The sequence below is a fragment of the Thalassiella azotivora genome (genome assembly GCF_054781695.1).
In genome coordinates this window covers 53,236-69,961 of record NZ_BAAGTX010000006.1, presented here as the reverse complement: position 1 = coordinate 69,961, position 16,726 = coordinate 53,236, and the positions used below count along the sequence as shown (strand labels likewise).

The window sequence follows — 16,726 nt, the reverse complement described above, 5'->3', positions numbered from 1 at the left end:
GGGGAGGGCCTCGACCCGCCACCTGTGGACAGCACAGTACCGAACAGGTGTTCGAGGTCCAGTCCGGCGCCCGGCGTGTCGCGAACCGGCGGGTGGGCCGGGAGGACCGCGGGTGGGGTCAGGAGAGCAGCAGCCGCTCGAGCCGGCGGCCGGCGACGACCAGCCCGACGAGCCCCATCGCCACGAGGTACCCGACGTGCCACAGCAGCCCCGCGTGCAGCTGGCCCAGCATGAGGTCCCGGACCAGCTGGACCCCGTGGAACAGCGGGGTGGCCTGCACGACCCACTGCAGCCCGTCGGGGTACGTCGACAGCGGGTAGAACGTCGCCGAGAACAGGAACATCGGCAGGATCGCCAGCTGCACGTAGTCGAAGTCGACCCACGACCGCATGAAGGTCGTGGCCGCCATCCCCACGGACGCGAAGGCGAACCCGATGAGGGACGCGGCGGGCAGCGCCAGCACCGCCCACCACGACGTCACCAGCCCGGCCAGCACCGCGACGACGAAGAAGGCCACCGAGTAGACCAGGCCGCGCAGCAGCGCCCACCCGATCTCCCCCACCGCGACGTCCCGCGGCCCGAGCGGGGTCGCGAGCACCGAGTCGTAGAGCTTGGCGTACTTGAGCTTGAAGAAGATGTTGAAGGTCGAGTCGTACACGGCACCGTTCATGGCCGAGGACGCCAGAAGCGCCGGGGCGACGAAGACCGCGTACGGCACCGAGGTCCCGTCCCCGAGGGCCACCTCGCCGACCAGCGCGCCGAGGCCGACGCCCAGGGCGAACAGGTAGAACACCGGCTCGAAGAAGCCGCTGACGACGGTGACCCACATCCGCCGGAAGGCGCGGGCGTTGCGCTCGACGAGCATCCGCGCCATCCCCGCGCCGGCCGGCAGCGGCAGCGCGCGGGCGAGCTGGTGGACGGCCCCGCCGCGGGCCGCCGCCGGAGGTGCTCCTGCGCTCATCAGTCCACCAGCCTCCGGCCCAGGCAACGCAGCGCCACGGCGACGCCGCCGGCGACCCACAGCAGCAGGTAGGCCACGTGCAGCGCCGCCGGCCCGACCTCGACGGTCCCGAGCGTCAGGGAGCGGCACAGCTCGACGCCGTGCCACAGCGGCGTCACCCAGGCGACGGGCTGCAGCCAGCCGGGCAGCTGGTCGACGGGGAAGAACGTCCCCGAGAACAGGAACATGGGCGTGACGACGAAGCGGAACAGCACGTTGAAGCCCTGGTCGTTCTCCTGGGCGGTGGCGAACGCGTACACCGACGCGGCGAACGCCGTCCCCGTCAGGACCGCCGCCGGCAGGGCGAGCAGCGCCCACCACGACGCGAACGCCCCGAGCGCCGCGGCCACCGCGACGAACACGGCGGAGGTGATCGCCACCCGCACCACGAGGTACGCGAGGTGCCCGAGGGCGACGTCCTGCACGCCGAGCGGGGAGGCGATCATCGCGTGGTACTGGCGCTGCCACTTGATGGCGCCCATGACCGGGTAGGTGGCCTCCCCCACGGCCGCCTGCATGGCCGTCGCGGCCAGCACCCCCGGCGCGACGAAGAGCACGTAGGGCACGACCTCACCCGCGACGAGCACCCCGCCGGCGTCGCCGCGGTCGACCAGGGCCCCGAGTCCGTACCCCATCGCCGCCAGGTACAGCAGCGGCGACAGGAACCCCGTGAAGACGCTCCCCCGCCAGGTGCGCAGGTACGTGCGCCACCAGAACTCGAACGCGGACCGCCAGCCGCCGCCGCGCGGGCCGCCGGGTGCGGGCGCGGTGACCGGCCGCGCGTGGGTCGTCGTGGCCATCAGTCCACCAGCGTCCGGCCGGTCAGCCGCAGGAACACGTCCTCGAGGGTGGAGCGGCGGACCAGGCTCGACAGCGGGGTCAGGCCGCGCTCGTGCACCGCGGTCGCGGCCGCGTCGCCGTCCGGCACGTACAGCAGCAGCCGGTCCGGCAGCACCTCCACCCGCTCCGCCAGCCCCTCGACCCGCGTCGCGAACGGCGCGTGGTCGTCCGCGGCGAACCGCAGCTCGAGGACCTCGCGGCTGGAGTGCTGCTCGATCAGGGAGCGCGGCGAGCCCTCGGCGACGATCCGGCCGTGGTCCATGACGACGAGCCGGTCGCACAGCTGCTCCGCCTCGTCCATGTAGTGCGTCGTCAGGACGAGGGTCACCCCGGACCGCTTGAGCCGGAAGAGCCTGTCCCACAGCACGTGCCGGGCCTGGGGGTCCAACCCGGTCGTCGGCTCGTCGAGCAGCAGGATGCTCGGCGAGTTCACCAGCGAGCGGGCGATCGTCAGGCGGCGCTTCATGCCGCCCGACAGCGGCTCGACCTTGGACCCCGCCCGGTCGGACAGCTGGGCGAACTCCAGCAGCTCGGCGGCCCGCTCGCGGACGACGGACCGGGACAGGCCGAAGTACCGGCCGTACACCCAGATGTTCTCCTCGACGGTCAGCTCCTCGTCGAGGGTGTCGCGCTGCGGGACGACGCCCAGCCGCGCCCGGATCGCCGGGCCGTCCGTGGCCGGGTCGAGACCGAGGATGCGCAGGGTGCCTCCGGACGGCGGGGAGACGCAGCCGACCATGCGCATCGTCGAGCTCTTGCCGGCCCCGTTCGGACCGAGGAACCCGAACGACTCCCCCGGCTGCACCTGCACGTCGATGCCGGCGACCGCGGTGAAGTCACCGAAGCGCTTGGTGAGCCCGCGCGCGTCGATCAACGGTGCGGGGACGTCGTCCCCCACGGAGCCGCGGCGGGCGTCCGGGCCCGGCTCACCCGGCCCGGCTGGTGGCGCGGCTGACGTGGTCCCACCGTGGCTGTCTGGCACGTCGGACCACGCTAGCGACCGCCCCCGACCGTCGACGACCGGGTTTCCACCCGCACCCGTTACCGGTGGCCCCTCGCCCGCCCGCGTGGCCGCTCACAGCGGCGTGGCCGCGCGCCGCCCACGCAGCAGCACGACCGCCAGCGTCAGCACGGGGAGCAGCAGCAGCCCGGCGAGCAGGCTCAGCCGGCCGTACCCGGCGGCTGCCAGCACGGGGCCTGCGAGCGCCCCCGCGCCGGCACCGGCCAGGCCCATCACCATGTCCGACGCGCCCTGGGCGGGGACCCGGACCGGCTCCGGCGCCGCCTCGGCGAGCAGTGCCGAGCCGGCGACCACGCACGCGGACCAGCCCAGTCCCAGCAGCGTCAGCGCCGCCGCGACCTGCACCGGCTCGGAGCCGTAGTCGACGTGCCCCAGTTCCTCACCCGGTGCTCCCGGGGCGCCCGGGCTCGTCGCCGCCAGGAGGAGCGAGGTCAGCAGGACGACGCAGCCGGCGCCGAGGGCACGTACCGGCCCCAGCCGGTCGGTCAGCCAGCCCATCACCGGGCTGGCGGCGTACATGCCGGCGACGTGCAGGCTGATGACGACGCCGACGACGGTCAGCGTCGCCCCGCCGTGGCCGAGGTGCACGGGCGTCATCACCATGACACCGACCATGACGGCGTGGGCGGCGGCGATGCCCGTCACCGCCAGCCGGGCGCGGGGCACCCGCCACACCTCGGTGAGGACGACGAGCAGGCGCGGCCCCGGAGCGCGGGCGGCGCGACCCGAGGCGCCGGACGCCCCGTCCGGGTCCGCCGCGGGCGCGCTGCGCAGGAGCGCGAGCACGACGGCGGCCCCGGCGGCGAAGGAGACCACCGAGAACAGGTAGGGGCCGGCCAGCCTCGGCAGCCCCAGGACGTCCGCGACGGCGGCGCCGGGCCCGACGAGGTTGGGTCCGGCGACGGCGCCCACCGTCGTGGCCCAGACGACCACCGACAGGGCCCGCCCCCGGGTGGCCGGGGTCGCCGAGTCGGTCGCGGCGTAGCGGGCCTGCAGGTTGGACGCCGTGCCCCCGCCGAAGAGGGCTGACCCCAGGAGGACCAGCCACAGCCACCCCGCGACGGCCGCCAGCAGGGTGAGCAGCGCGCCGGCCAGGCCGATGGCGTAGCCGCCGGCGAGCGCGGCCCGGCGGTCCCGGGCGGCGGCCACGCGCGCCAGGGGCACCGCGAGCAGTGCGGCGCCCAGGACGGTCGCGGTCTGCGCGAGGCCGGCCACGGAGGTCGACCCCGAGACCTCCTCGGCGAGCAGGCCCCCCGCCGTGATGCCGCCCGCGACGCCCACGCCGCCGAGGACCTGGCTGACGACGAGCGTGCGGACGGTCCGCCGCTGGTGGACCGCGGTGGTCGCCTGGAGCCGGGTCGCCGGGTCGGCGTCCGAGGTCGGGGCGGGCTCAGCGGGCACCGCGGCGCCTCCGGTCCTCGGGGTCGGCACCCAGCCGCCGCTCGGCCGGGACGTGCATGGCGTCGCACACCGCGTGCCACACCTCGCGCGGTGGCACGCCGGCGTCCAGCGCCTGGTGGGGGGTCCGGCCACCGAGGGCGCCGATCACCTGGTCGGAGGCGACGGAGCGCGCGTACGCCCGTCCGAACTCGTCCTCCATCAGGCGCCAGAAGTCGCTGTGCCTCACCGGGACAGGGTGCCACGGGCCGGACCCCGCACGGCGAGCCGGCGGCGAGCTCGGGGCGCGGGCGTCAGGTCAGGCGGTGGTGGACCCACACGTTGGGCTCGACGTACACGGCCCGGTCGTGGCGCACGTCGCAGTCGACGGGGACGAGCGCACCTGGGACGCGGACCGGGCCCGTGGCGTCGAAGGGCAGGCCAGTCCACTCCCGCCAGCGGTCGAGGGCGCCCGCGATGACCATGGACGTGCGGGCGACGCCGACGACGGTGCCGCCCGCCCGCACGTGGACCCCCAGCCACGGGTCGACCGGCAGCCCGTCGTCGCGGGTGCGCGCGACGTAGTCGGTCATCGGCTCGTCCACGGACGCGCCGCGGCCGTTGGGTCGCACGGGCGCGACGAGGTCGTCGAAACCCAGCCGGCGCACGTTGCGTCGCATCGCCTCGAGCAGCACCGCCGCCAGGCCGCGTCCACGGTGGCCGGTCTGGATGGTGATCTCCAGCGCGGACACGAGGTTCGGCGTCCAGCCCTCGAGCCGGGTGCGCGCACCGGACCGGATCGCCCACTCCCAGCCGTCGTCGGGCAGCTCGGCGGGCCCGGGGTCGTGCCGGAGCGGCACCGTGAACGCCCTCGCCACCGCGGCGCCGTCCTCGACCGCGAGCAGGACGTGCTGGGGCAGCGCCGACAGGACGTCCTCGTAGTACAGCTCGGCGGTGGGGTCGTGCATCATGTGCTCCGGCCACGCGCCGGGGAAGTCGAAGACCCGGTCGGCGAGGTCCGGGCGCTCTGCGAGGGTGACGACCTGCATGCGGCCGACGGTACCCGCGGCGCGCTCGCGGCCAGCGGGTCTCCGGCGCGCCGTTGTCGGCGTCGCCTGACACGATCGCGCCGTGACCGGCTCCGCACCCGACGCCGCACCCGTCGCCGCAGCGGCCCTCGACCCGGCCGCGGTCCTGGGCCGGTTCTCCGCGCCCACGCGGGAGTGGTTCACCCAGTCGTTCGCGGAGCCGACCGCCGCGCAGCTCGGGGCGTGGGACGCCGTGGCTCGCGACGAGCACGCGCTGGTCGTGGCGCCCACGGGGTCGGGCAAGACGCTGTCGGCGTTCCTGTGGGCCCTCGACGGCCTGGTCACCTCCCCCGTCCCCGAGGACCCGCTGCACCGGTGCCGGGTCCTGTACGTGTCACCGCTGAAGGCGCTGGCGAGCGATGTGGAGCGCAACCTGCGCGCCCCGCTGACCGGGATCCGGCACGCCGCGCTGCGCCTGGGCCACCCGGAGCCGCAGGTCCGGGTCGCGATGCGGTCCGGAGACACGCCTGCGGCCGAGCGCCGGGCGATCGCCCGCACGCCGCCGGACGTGCTGATCACCACCCCCGAGTCGTTGTTCCTGCTGCTGACGTCCCAGGCCCGGCAGGCGCTGGCCGGGGTGCGGACGGTGATCGTCGACGAGGTGCACGCCGTGGCCGGCACCAAGCGCGGCGCGCACCTGGCGCTGTCGCTGGAGCGTCTCGACGCGCTGCTCGACCGGCCCGCGCAGCGGATCGGGCTGTCCGCGACGGTGCGGCCGGTCGACGAGGTGGCCCGGTTCCTCGCGGGCTCCCGGGCGCCGGCGGACGGCGGGCGGCGCACGGCCGTGGTCCAGCCGCCGTCCACGAAGGTCTTCGACCTGCGGGTCGTCGTCCCCGTGGCCGACATGGGCGAGCTGGGCCAGGAGACGGACGACCTCACCGGCCCGGCGGCCGGGGCGCCGCGCACGGCGTCCATCTGGCCGCACGTCGAGGAGCGGGTGGTCGACCTCGTCACGCAGGGCCCCGACGGAGGTGTCGAGGCCGCCGGCGGGGGCGCCGCGGGGACCGCCCACCGCAGCACGCTCGTGTTCGCCAACTCCCGCCGTCTCGCCGAGCGCCTGACCGCCCGTCTCAACGAGGTCTGGGCGCAGCGGCAGGAGGACGCCGAGGCGCTGCCCGACCCCGGGTCCGTGGCGCCGGCGCAGGTCATGGCGCAGGCGGGTGCGTCCGTGGGGGCGCCGGCCGTGCTGGCCCGCGCGCACCACGGGTCGGTGAGCAAGGAGCAACGCGCGCTGATCGAGGACGACCTGAAGTCCGGGCGGCTGCCCGCCGTGGTGGCGACGTCCAGCCTCGAGCTCGGCATCGACATGGGCGCGATCGACCTCGTCGTCCAGGTCGAGTCCCCGCCCAGCGTGGCCTCCGGACTGCAGCGGATCGGCCGGGCCGGCCACCAGGTCGGCGCCGTGAGCCGCGGCGTGCTGTTCCCGAAGTTCCGCGGCGACCTCGTCCAGACGGCCGTCGTCACGGAGCGGATGCGCGCCGGGCGGATCGAGGCGCTGCGGGTGCCGTCCAACCCCCTGGACGTCCTCGCCCAGCAGGTCGTGGCCATGACGTCGATGGACGACTGGCCGGTCGACGACCTGGAGACCGTCGTGCGCCGGGCCGCGCCGTTCGCGACCCTCACCCGCGGGGTGCTGGAGTCCGTGCTGGACATGCTGGCCGGCCGCTACCCGAGCGAGGAGTTCGCCGAGCTGCGCCCCCGGCTCGTGTGGGACCGCGTCGCCGGCGTGCTGTCCGCGCGTCCCGGGGCGCAGCGCCTCGCGGTCACCAGTGGCGGCACGATCCCCGACCGCGGGCTCTACGGCGTCTTCCTGGCCACCGGCGAGGGACCGGGGCGCCGGGTCGGCGAGCTCGACGAGGAGATGGTCTACGAGTCCCGGGTCGGTGACGTGTTCACCCTCGGCGCGAGCTCGTGGCGGATCGAGGACATCACCCACGACCAGGTGCTCGTCACCCCCGCCCCCGGCCAGCCGGGCCGGCTGCCGTTCTGGCACGGGGACTCCCTCGGCCGGCCCGCCGAGCTCGGCGCGGCCATCGGCGGGTTCGTGCGCGAGCTGGCCGCGGGACCGGGCGGCCTCGACGGGGACGTCGCCCGCCACCGCGTCGCCGAGGCGGGCCTGGACACCTGGGCGACGGACAACCTGCTCGCCTACCTGCGCGAGCAGCAGGACGCCACCGGGCACGTGCCCGACGACCGGACCCTCGTCGTCGAGCGGTTCCGCGACGAGCTCGGCGACTGGCGGGTCGTCGTCCACTCCCCGTTCGGGGCCCAGGTGCACGCCCCGTGGGCGCTGGCCGTCGCCGCCCGGATGCGTGAGAAGCACGGGGTGGACGTCCAGGCCATGCCGGCGGACGACGGCCTGGTGCTGCGCCTGCCAGACCTCGAGCTGGAGGGCGGCGAGCCCCCGGACGTCACCGACGCGCTGCTGCTCGAGCCCGAGGACGTCGAGGAGCTCGTCACCGCCGAGCTCGGCGGGTCGGCGCTCTTCTCGGCCCGGTTCCGCGAGTGCGCGGCGCGCGCCCTCCTGCTCCCGCGCCGGCGCCCGGACCGCCGGCAACCGCTGTGGCAGCAGCGTCAGCGGGCCGCGCAGCTGCTCGAGGTCGCCAGCCGCTACCCCTCCTTCCCGGTGGTGCTGGAGACGGTCCGCGAGGTGCTCCAGGACGTCTTCGACGTGCCGGGCCTCGTGAGCCTGCTGCGCGACCTGCGCGCCCGGCAGGTGCGGGTCGTCGACGTCACGACCCAGCAGCCGTCCCCGTTCGCGCGGAGCCTGCTGTTCGGGTACGTCGCGCAGTTCCTCTACGAAGGTGACAGCCCGCTCGCCGAGCGGCGGGCCGCGGCGCTCGCGCTCGACCCGTCGCTGCTCGCGGAGCTGCTCGGCCGCGGCGAGGGAGCGGCCCTCGCCGACCTGCTGGACCCGCAGGCCGTGCTGCGCACGCACGGGGAGCTGCAGCGCCTCGCGGAGGACCGGCGGGCCCGGGACGCCGAGGACGTCGCGGACCTGCTGAGGGTGCTGGGTCCGCTGTCCACCGGCGAGGTGGCGCAGCGCAGCCTGTCCGACGAGCCGGCGGTGGCGGGCTGGCTGGCGTCCCTGGAGCAGTCCCGCCGGGTGATCGCCGTGCGGGTCGCCGGCGAACCGCGCTGGGCGGCCGTCGAGGACGCCGGGCGCCTGCGCGACGCCCTCGGCACGCCCCTGCCGGTGGGGGTCGCCGAGACGTTCACCGAACCCGTTCCGGACCCGGTCGGCGACCTGGTCACCCGCTACGCGCGCACCCACGTGCCGTTCACGGCGCCGCAGGTCGCGCATCGGTACGGCCTGGGCGTCGCCGTGGTCACCGACGCCCTCCGCCGGCTCGAGGCGACCGGCCGGGTGGCCTCCGGGGAGCTGCTCCCGGACGCGGTCCGCGGCGTCCTGCCCGGCGTCGAGCCCTCCGCCCCGGGGGCCCTCGACTACTGCGACGCCGAGGTGCTGCGGGTGCTGCGCCGTCGGTCCCTCGCGGCGCTGCGGGCAGAGGTGGAGCCGGTCCCCGCGCAGGACCTGGCCACGTTCCTACCGGCGTGGCAGGGGGTGTCGACAAGCGGCAGCGCGGACGGCGGCAATGGCGGTGGGCGCAGCGGTGGGCAGGGCGGGCGACGCGGCGGGCTGCGCGGGGTGGACGGCCTGGTGCGGGTGGTGGAGCAGCTCGCGGGGGCGGTGCTGCCCGCCAGCGGGCTGGAGACCCTGGTGCTCCCCGCGCGCGTCCGGGACTACTCCCCCGCTCTGCTGGACGAGCTCACCGCCTCCGGCGAGGTGCTCTGGGCCGGGCACGGGGCGCTGCCCGGTGACGACGGCTGGGTGTCGCTGCACCTGGCCGACACCGCGTCCCTCACGCTGCCCGAGCCGGAGACCGCGCTGGAGCCGACCGACGCCCACCGTGCGGTCCTGGACGCCCTCGCCGGCGGGGGGGCGTACTTCTTCAGGGCGCTGTCGGACGCGGTCGGGTCGACCGACGACGCCGCGCTCACCGAGACGCTGTGGGACCTCGTCTGGGCCGGGCACCTCACCAACGACACCCTGGCGCCGCTTCGCGCCCGCCTGACCGGTGGCCGGGTCACCCACCGCCGCGCGCCGTCCGCACCCCGGACGCGCTACGCCCGGCCCGGCCGCGGCGGGCTGCGCGGGCTCGCCGGTGGCGCCGCCGGGCGGCAGGCCGGGCGGGCGGTCGTGCCGAGCCGCTCCGGCCCGCCGTCCGCCGCCGGCCGCTGGTCGCTGCTGCCCCCGCCCGAGCAGGACGCGACCCTGCGGGCGCACGCCACGGCCGAGGTGCTCCTCGACCGGTACGGGGTCCTGACCCGGGGCAGCGTCGGCGCGGAGCGGGTCGTCGGCGGCTTCGCGGCCGTGTACCGGGTGCTCGCGGCGATGGAGGAGGCCGGCCGGGTGCGGCGGGGGTACTTCGTCGAGGGTCTGGGCGCGTCGCAGTTCGCCTCCACCGGGGCCGTGGACCGGCTGCGCGCGTCGGCGCGTCCCGTGGGTGGACGGCCCGGCAGCCGGGCCGCCGCCGACGAGGGGCCCTGGGCGGGGCCGCCTGCCCCGGACGGGCGAGGTGGCGGCCCACGACGACCCGACCCGGGTCGGTCCGCCGGCCCCGGCCCCGACGTGTGGTGGGAGCAACCCTCGCCCCGACCGGACGGGGGCGCCCGGTCCGCGGTCGTGCCGCCGGCCGTCGTCCTGGCCGCCGCCGACCCGGCGAACCCCTACGGGGCCGCGCTCCCCTGGCCCGAGCGTCCGGCCGCCGGTGACGGCACGGTGGGTCACCGTCCCGGTCGCAAGGCCGGCGCCGTGGTGGTGCTCGTCGACGGGGACCTCGTCCTGTACGTCGAGCGCGGGGGGCGGTCGCTGCTGTCGTGGACGGACGACCCGACGGTCCTGCGAGGCGCGGCCGACGGTCTGGCCGGAGCGGTGCGGGACGGCGCCCTCGGTCGGCTGACCGTCCAGCGCGCCGACGGCGAGGGCGTCCTGACCGGCGGCCCGCTGGCCGAGGCCCTCGAGGCGGCCGGCTTCCACGCGACCCCGCGCGGCCTGCGCATGCGACCGGGCACGGGACCGGGCCGTGCCCGAGGGTGACGTCGTCCTGCGTACCGCCCGCCGGCTGCACTCCGCGCTGGCCGGCGGTGAGCTCGTCCACTGCGACCTGAGGTGGCCGTCGCTGGCCACCGTGGACCTGACCGGCTGGCGGGTCACCGAGGTGCGCAGCGTCGGCAAGCACCTGCTCACGCGGATGACCCCGCCCCTGCACCGGCCTGACGAACCGCCTGTGACGCTGCACAGCCACCTGCGGATGGAGGGGTCGTGGCACGTGCACCGCACCGGGCGGGGCTGGGGCGCGGACGGCCCCCGCCGCCCGGAGGACGGCGTGCGCGCGGTGCTCGCCACCGCGGTCTGGACGGCGGTCGGTCACCGGCTCGGGGTCCTCGAGCTCGTCCGCACGGACGCCGAGGCCGACGTGGTCGGTCACCTCGGTCCGGACGTCCTCGCCGAGGACTGGGAGGACCGCGGGAGGCGGACGGCGCTGGCCAACCTGGCCGGGCAGCCCGACCGCGCCGTCGGCGAGGCGCTGCTGGACCAGCGCAACCTCGCCGGCATCGGCACCTACTACATGGCCGAGAGCCTGTTCGTGCGCGGCGTCAGCCCGTGGGCGCCGGTGCGCGACGTCGACCTCGGCGCCGTCGTCGACGTCGCGCGCCGCATGCTCGGCGTGAACGCGGACCGGCCGGTGCAGGCCACGACCGGCGACCTGCGGCCCGGGCGCACCAGCTGGGTGCACCCGCGCGCCGGACGGCCCTGCCGCCGCTGCGGCACCCCCGTGCGCGTCGACCCCATCGGGGCGGCCCCGCAGGACCGGGTCGCGTTCCACTGCCCCCGGTGCCAGCCCGTTCCCGCCGGGTGGCAGCCGCAGCCGACACCGGCGGCCGCCCCCACCCGGCGACGCGGCCCGCGAGGGCCCGGCGGGTACGCGCCCCGCGGGTGACGCGGGGACGAGCGCGTCACGACGCTGGGGCCCACACCACTGCGACGACCCGGAGGACCCAGCCGACTCAGCCGACTCAGCCGACTCAGCCGACTCAGACGACTCAGACGACTCAGACGACTCAGACGACGCTGTACAGGTCGCCCTGCACGTCCTCGGTGAACTCCGGCGGGACGGTGTCCGGGACGGTGACGGACTCGGCGAGGGCGACGCGGTCGCTCACCTCGCGCAGGACGAGGGACAGCGGGACCTCGAGCGCGCCGCAGATCGAGCCCAGGAGCTCGGAGGAGGCCTCCTTCTGGCCGCGCTCGACCTCGGACAGGTACCCCAGGGAGACCCGGGCGGCGGCGGACACCTCGCGCAGCGTGCGGCCCTGGCGGTTGCGGGCGTCGCGCAGGACGTCGCCGATCTCACGGCGCAGCAGCACCACGTCAGGGCCTCCCTCCCGCGTCGGTCCCCGGCTCCCCAGGGCGTGCCCACCACCGTACCCTCGCGCGGCGAGCACGCGCCGCTCGGAGCCCCCAGATGCCCTGTACGGATCAACCACGTCGGGTCCAACGGCCCGCGGGCCGAGGCTGTTCCGCGGGCACCGTGCCGACCACCCACTGAGACGGCCGTCCATCGCGGGGACGCCGTGGCGGCCGCGGGAGAGACCGTGGGAAATCGCTGCCCATCGCGAGATGTCCGCACCGAGACGCAGGACGCCCCACCCGCGGTGCGGGTGGGGCGTCCGTCCTCGGTCGGTGGGACCGTCCGCCTGCTGTCGCTGGGCCGACGGCGACCGGGGGTCGGTGGTGCCGCTCCTACTCCGACGACGTCTCGGCGCGGAGCGTCAGCGCACCACGGGTCACGGCATGCCGTACTTCAGGGTGTAGCTGCCGGAGCCGCTGTAGGACTGCACGACCCAGCGGTAGTTGCCCGCGGTGCCGTTGTAGGTCACGTTCTCGGTGGAGCTGCCGCTGATGCCGCGCGCCACGGTGGTCCACCCGTACCAGCTCTGCTTCTGCAGGTACAGGTCGAAGTCGGTCCCGGACGGGCCGGTCAGGCAGCCGGAGTGCTGGCCGGAGCCGGACACGGTGTAGGTGTAGACGTCCGAGTCACGGGCGCCGGACAGCGAGCCGGTGACGGTGCCCGAGCAGTCGCCGGACGGCGGGTCGGTCGGGGTGGGGGTCGGGGTCGGGGTCGGCTCGCCGCCACCGCCGCCGCTCAGCAGGGAGTACAGCAGCCGGTTCGGCGAACCGGAGCCGACGCCGGACAGCACGTTCGGAGTCGAGGTGCTGACGATCGCGTTGTTCACGGTCGCCGGGGAGGCGTTCGGGGCGCCCTGGAGGTAGAGCGCGGCGACGCCGGCGCCGTGCGGCGAGGCCATCGAGGTGCCGCTGATGGTGTTCGTCGCGGAGTTCGAGGTGTACCAGGCCGAGGTGATGTTCGAGCCCGGCGCGAACACGTCGACGCAGCTGCCGTAGTTCGAGAAGCTCGAGCGGGCGTCGCTGTTGGTCGTCGAGCCGACGGTCAGGGCGGCGGGCGCCCGGGCCGGCGAGACGTTGCAGGCGTTCTGGTTCTCGTTGCCCGCGGCGACCACGACGGTGACGCCGGCGCTGACCATGCGGTTGACCGCCGCGTCGGTGGCGGTGGAGGCGCCACCACCGAGGCTCATGTTCGCGACGGACGGGCCGCTGGCGTTGTTGGCGACCCAGTCCATGCCGGCGATGACACCGGAGTTGGAGCCGGAGCCGTCGCAGCCCAGGACACGGACCGGGATGATCGTGACGCCCTTGGCGACGCCGTAGGTGGTGCCGCCGACGGTGCCGGCGACGTGCGTGCCGTGGCCGTTGCAGTCGGTCGTCCCGCGGCCGTCGTTGACGGCCGAGTACCCGGAGGCGGTGCGGCCGGAGAACTCCTGGTGCGACGTCAGCACACCCGTGTCGATGATGTACGCGTCGACCCCGGAGCCGGTGGGGGTCCAGGTGTAGGTGCGGTTGAGCGGCAGGTTGCGCTGGTCGACGCGGTCGAGACCCCACGTGGCGTTCGACTGGCTGCCGGCGACCTTCATGACCTGGTCGGCCTCGACGTAGTCGACGGCCGGGTCCTTGCGCACCTCGGCGAGCTCGGCGTCCGTCATCTCGGCGGCGTAGCCGCGGATGGCGGTCGTGTACTTGTGGGTGACCTCGACACCGGCCTCCTCGGCCCGGTCGGCCGCCGCCGTGACGGTCTCGGACGCCTGCCGGGCGCCCAGGCTCAGGTGCTGGTCCTTGAGCACCACGATGTAGCTGCCCTTGACCGCGTTCGGGGAGTCGGTGGCCATCAGCGGTGCCAGCTCGGCCTCGCCGGCAGGTGCTGCCAGCGCGGTCGCCGCCGGAGCGACCAGCGCCAACGCGGCGAGGGTACCCGCTGCGAGGGCGCCGTTTCGCGACCTTCTTCTCACGTCTGCCTCCTGGAGTTCGACTGCGGGCCGGGTGCCCTCAGCCGCGAGGGACGTTAGACCCCGGATCGTCATCTATGACAGTCTTGAAATCCAGATTTAACGCTGCTAAGTCAGGCGAAACGGACAGTGGTGGACACGCTCTCACAGCACTCAGGGTCAGAGGACGTGACGCTCCGTCAGGGCGAGCTGTGACTGGCCTGTCACACTCCGCAGCCGGGGCTCGGTGGCCGCCGGATCACGGCGAGAGCTGCCCGAGCACCTCGTCGAGCAGCTCCAGCGCAGCCCTCACGGCGCCTGCGCGCACCGACGCCCGGTCACCGTCGAGCTCCAGCCTCCGGACCGTACCGCCGCCGGGCCACGCGACGGCCACGAACGCGGTCCCCGGGTCGACCCCGTCCTGCGGGTCAGGGCCGGCGACGCCCGTGGTGGCGACCCCGAGGTCGCTGCGCAGCCTGGAACGCGCCCCAGCAGCCATGGCCGCGGCCACGTCGCCGTCCACGGCGCCACGCTCGGCCAGCAGGCCGGCCGGCACGCCCAGCAGGTCGGACTTCAGGTCCGTCGCGTAGGCCACCACGCCGCCACGCAGGACGGCCGAGGCACCCGGGACGTCGGCGAGGGCGCCCGCGACCAGCCCGGCGGTCAGCGACTCGGCCACCGCGACGGTGAGCCCAGCAGCCGCCGCCGTCCGGACGACCGACTCCTGCACCGACTCCTGCACCGACTTCTGCACCGACTTCTGCACCGACTCCTGCACCGACTCCTGCACCGACTCCTGCACCGGCTCCGTCACGCCCCGTCACGACCGGCGGCCCTGGCGGCGCGCTTGGCCGCCGTCCGGTCACTGCCTGCACGCATGCGCACCGCCTGGACGACGTAGTCGACCCCGGTCACCACCGTCACGGCGACCGCGACCAGCATCACCCACCACGCCACGTCGACGGCCCACCCACCGAACCACGAGCGCAGCGGAAGCAGGTAGAGCCCGATCGCCACCGTCTGCAGCACGGTCTTGATCTTGCCGCCGTGAGACGCGGGCATGATGCCGTGCCGGATGACCACGAAGCGCAGCAGCGTGATGCCCAGCTCGCGGAGCAGCACCACCGCCGTCACCCACCAGGGCAGCTCGCCCAGCCACGACAGCAGGACGAGCGCCGTACCCACCAGGGCCTTGTCCGCGATCGGGTCGGCCACCTTCCCGAAGTCCGTCACCAGCCCGTAGCGGCGGGCCAGGTCGCCGTCCAACCGGTCGGTGAGGACCGCCGCGGTGAACGCCAGCCACGCGCCGAGCCGCCACGCCGGGTCCTCACCGCCGTCGTGCACGAGCAGGAGCCCGAACACGGGCACCAGCGCGATCCGCAGCACCGTCAGGGCGTTGGCGACGTTCCAGGCGCTCGGCGCGTCGGACGCCGGTGTCGGTCCCGGCGCGCTCACGCGACCTCCGCCACGAGGTCGGCCCCCTCGGCGGCGACCACTCGCGCGCGGACGAGCTCCCCGGGCCCGTGGACGGCCTCCGGGGCGGACGGCGCGGCGGTCAGCGAGGTCACGCCGTCGACGTCCGGCCCCTGGTGCTCGGCGCGACCCCACGCGACGCCGTCCTCGTCGACCTCCTCGACCAGGACGAGCACCTCGGTGCCCACCCGCGCCTCGGCGCGCTGCGAGGTCAGCTCCTCCACCAGCGACGTGACGTCCGCCAGCCGCGCCGCGACCTCGTGCTCGGGCAGCTTTCCCTCGAGGCCCGCGGCCTCCGTGCCGTCCTCGTCGGAGTACCCGAAGACGCCGACGACGTCCATCTCGGCCTCGACCAGGAAGCGCCGCAGCTCCTCCAGGTCCGCCTCCGTCTCCCCCGGGAAGCCCACGATCACGTTGGAGCGGACGCCGGCCTGCGGCGCCAGGGCGCGCACCCGCGCGACCAGGTCGAGGAACTGGTCGGTGGACCCGAACCGGCGCATCCGCCGCAGCACGTCGGGGGCGCTGTGCTGGAAGGACAGGTCGAAGTAGGACGCGACGCCGTCGGTGCCCGCGATGGCCTCGAGCAGGCCGGGTCGCACCTCCGCCGGCTGCAGGTACGACACGCGGACCCGGTCCACCCCCTCGACGGCAGCCAGCTCGGGCAGCAGCGCCTCGAGCAGGCGGATGTCCCCCAGGTCCTTGCCGTAGGACGTGGAGTTCTCGCTGACCAGGAAGAGCTCGCGCACCCCCTCGGCCGCGAGCCAGCGGGCCTCCTCGAGCACCTCCGCCGGCCGGCGCGACAGGTACGAGCCGCGGAAGGCGGGGATGGCGCAGAAGGTGCACCGCCGGTCGCAGCCCGAGGCGAGCTTCAGCGGTGCCCACGGCCGCCCGTCCAGCCGGCGTCGCACCACGCGGGGACCGGACGCCGGTCCGCTGACCTGGGCCGCCAGCGGCTCGGCCACCGAGCCGTGGCCGGGCACGACCAGCGCGCCGGAGGCCTGCTGGCGCCGGACCGGGCTGACCGGGAGCAGCGTGCGCCGGTCGCGGGGCACGTGCGAGGCGGGCCGCTCCCCCCGCAGGACCGCGTCCAGCGAGGAGGAGAGGTCGGCGTAGGAGTCGAAGCCCAGCACGGCGTCCGCCTCGGGGAGGGAGTCGGCGAGCTCGGTTCCGTACCGCTCGGCCATGCAGCCGACCGCGACCACGGCCTTGGTGCGCGCACCGTCGTGGTGCTCCTTGAGCTCGGCGGCCTCGAGCAGGGCGTCGACGCTGTCCTTCTTCGCCTGCTCGACGAAACCGCACGTGTTGACCACCGCGACGTCCGCCTCGGCGGCGTCGTCGACGAGCCGCCAGCCGGCCGCCTCCAGCCGTCCCGCCAGCTCCTCCGAGTCCACCTCGTTGCGCACGCACCCGAGCGTGACGAGGGCGACGGACCGGGACGGCGACGACGGCGACGACGACGGGGGACCGCCGGTGGCGGTGGCGGCCGGGGTCGGCGGCTGGGGGGTCGACACGGCGCACAGG

At 75.6% G+C, this 16,726-nt stretch carries 13 protein-coding genes; 2 read left to right on the top strand and 11 right to left on the bottom strand.

The features are described from left to right. Positions 1-118 precede the first annotated feature (118 nt). The 6 genes from ACYVQV_RS05710 to ACYVQV_RS05685 form a co-directional block, all read right to left on the bottom strand. Positions 119-961: an ABC transporter permease gene (locus ACYVQV_RS05710; protein ID WP_461022299.1), complete on the bottom strand. Its 843-nt coding sequence runs from the start codon at positions 959-961 to the stop codon at positions 119-121. Beyond that, positions 961-1,800, bottom strand: a complete 840-nt coding sequence (locus ACYVQV_RS05705) for an ABC transporter permease (RefSeq protein ID WP_461022298.1) — start codon at positions 1,798-1,800, stop codon at positions 961-963. The genes ACYVQV_RS05710 and ACYVQV_RS05705 overlap by 1 nt, the downstream gene beginning before the upstream one ends. Continuing rightward, entirely contained in the window at positions 1,800-2,738 is a 939-nt protein-coding gene (locus ACYVQV_RS05700) for an ABC transporter ATP-binding protein (RefSeq protein WP_461022377.1), read from the bottom strand. The genes ACYVQV_RS05705 and ACYVQV_RS05700 overlap by 1 nt, the downstream gene beginning before the upstream one ends. Positions 2,739-2,915: 177 nt before the next feature. Further along, positions 2,916-4,262: an MFS transporter gene (locus tag ACYVQV_RS05695; RefSeq protein ID WP_461022297.1), complete on the bottom strand. Its 1,347-nt coding sequence runs from the start codon at positions 4,260-4,262 to the stop codon at positions 2,916-2,918. Further along, positions 4,252-4,488: a DUF3046 domain-containing protein gene (locus ACYVQV_RS05690; protein ID WP_461022296.1), complete on the bottom strand. Its 237-nt coding sequence runs from the start codon at positions 4,486-4,488 to the stop codon at positions 4,252-4,254. Before ACYVQV_RS05690 ends, ACYVQV_RS05695 begins: the two co-directional genes overlap by 11 nt. Positions 4,489-4,552: 64 nt before the next feature. Then, positions 4,553-5,287: an N-acetyltransferase gene (locus ACYVQV_RS05685; RefSeq protein ID WP_461022295.1), complete on the bottom strand. Its 735-nt coding sequence runs from the start codon at positions 5,285-5,287 to the stop codon at positions 4,553-4,555. An 82-nt stretch (positions 5,288-5,369) separates the two neighbouring features. Between ACYVQV_RS05685 and ACYVQV_RS05680 the strand changes: the two genes are divergently transcribed. Together ACYVQV_RS05680 and ACYVQV_RS05675 are read left to right on the top strand one after the other, a co-directional pair. Then, the gene (locus ACYVQV_RS05680) at positions 5,370-10,427 is read left to right on the top strand and encodes an ATP-dependent helicase (protein ID WP_461022294.1); all 5,058 of its coding nucleotides are present in this window, start codon (positions 5,370-5,372) and stop codon (positions 10,425-10,427) included. After that, positions 10,414-11,331, top strand: a complete 918-nt coding sequence (locus tag ACYVQV_RS05675; protein ID WP_461022293.1) for a DNA-formamidopyrimidine glycosylase family protein — start codon at positions 10,414-10,416, stop codon at positions 11,329-11,331. The genes ACYVQV_RS05680 and ACYVQV_RS05675 overlap by 14 nt, the downstream gene beginning before the upstream one ends. Positions 11,332-11,452: 121 nt before the next feature. On the opposite strand, the gene ACYVQV_RS05670 is transcribed toward ACYVQV_RS05675, so the two are convergent. The 5 genes from ACYVQV_RS05670 to rimO form a co-directional block, all read right to left on the bottom strand. Continuing rightward, positions 11,453-11,761 carry a helix-turn-helix domain-containing protein gene (locus tag ACYVQV_RS05670; RefSeq protein ID WP_461022292.1) on the bottom strand — a complete coding sequence of 103 codons (309 nt, stop codon included), beginning with the start codon at positions 11,759-11,761 and terminating at the stop codon, positions 11,453-11,455. 417 nt (positions 11,762-12,178) lie between these two features. Further along, entirely contained in the window at positions 12,179-13,705 is a 1,527-nt protein-coding gene (locus tag ACYVQV_RS05665; RefSeq protein WP_461022291.1) for a S8 family peptidase, read from the bottom strand. A 286-nt stretch (positions 13,706-13,991) separates the two neighbouring features. After that, a complete protein-coding gene (locus ACYVQV_RS05660) occupies positions 13,992-14,462 on the bottom strand; it encodes a CinA family protein (protein WP_461022376.1) in 471 nt (156 codons plus the stop codon). 80 nt (positions 14,463-14,542) lie between these two features. After that, on the bottom strand, positions 14,543-15,187 hold the full coding sequence (pgsA, locus tag ACYVQV_RS05655) for a CDP-diacylglycerol--glycerol-3-phosphate 3-phosphatidyltransferase (protein ID WP_461022290.1): 645 nt from the start codon (positions 15,185-15,187) through the stop codon (positions 14,543-14,545). Next, positions 15,184-16,716 (bottom strand): 30S ribosomal protein S12 methylthiotransferase RimO, encoded by a 1,533-nt coding sequence (gene rimO / locus ACYVQV_RS05650; protein ID WP_461022289.1) that lies wholly within the window; start codon positions 16,714-16,716, stop codon positions 15,184-15,186. The genes pgsA and rimO overlap by 4 nt, the downstream gene beginning before the upstream one ends. Positions 16,717-16,726: the final 10 nt, after the last annotated feature.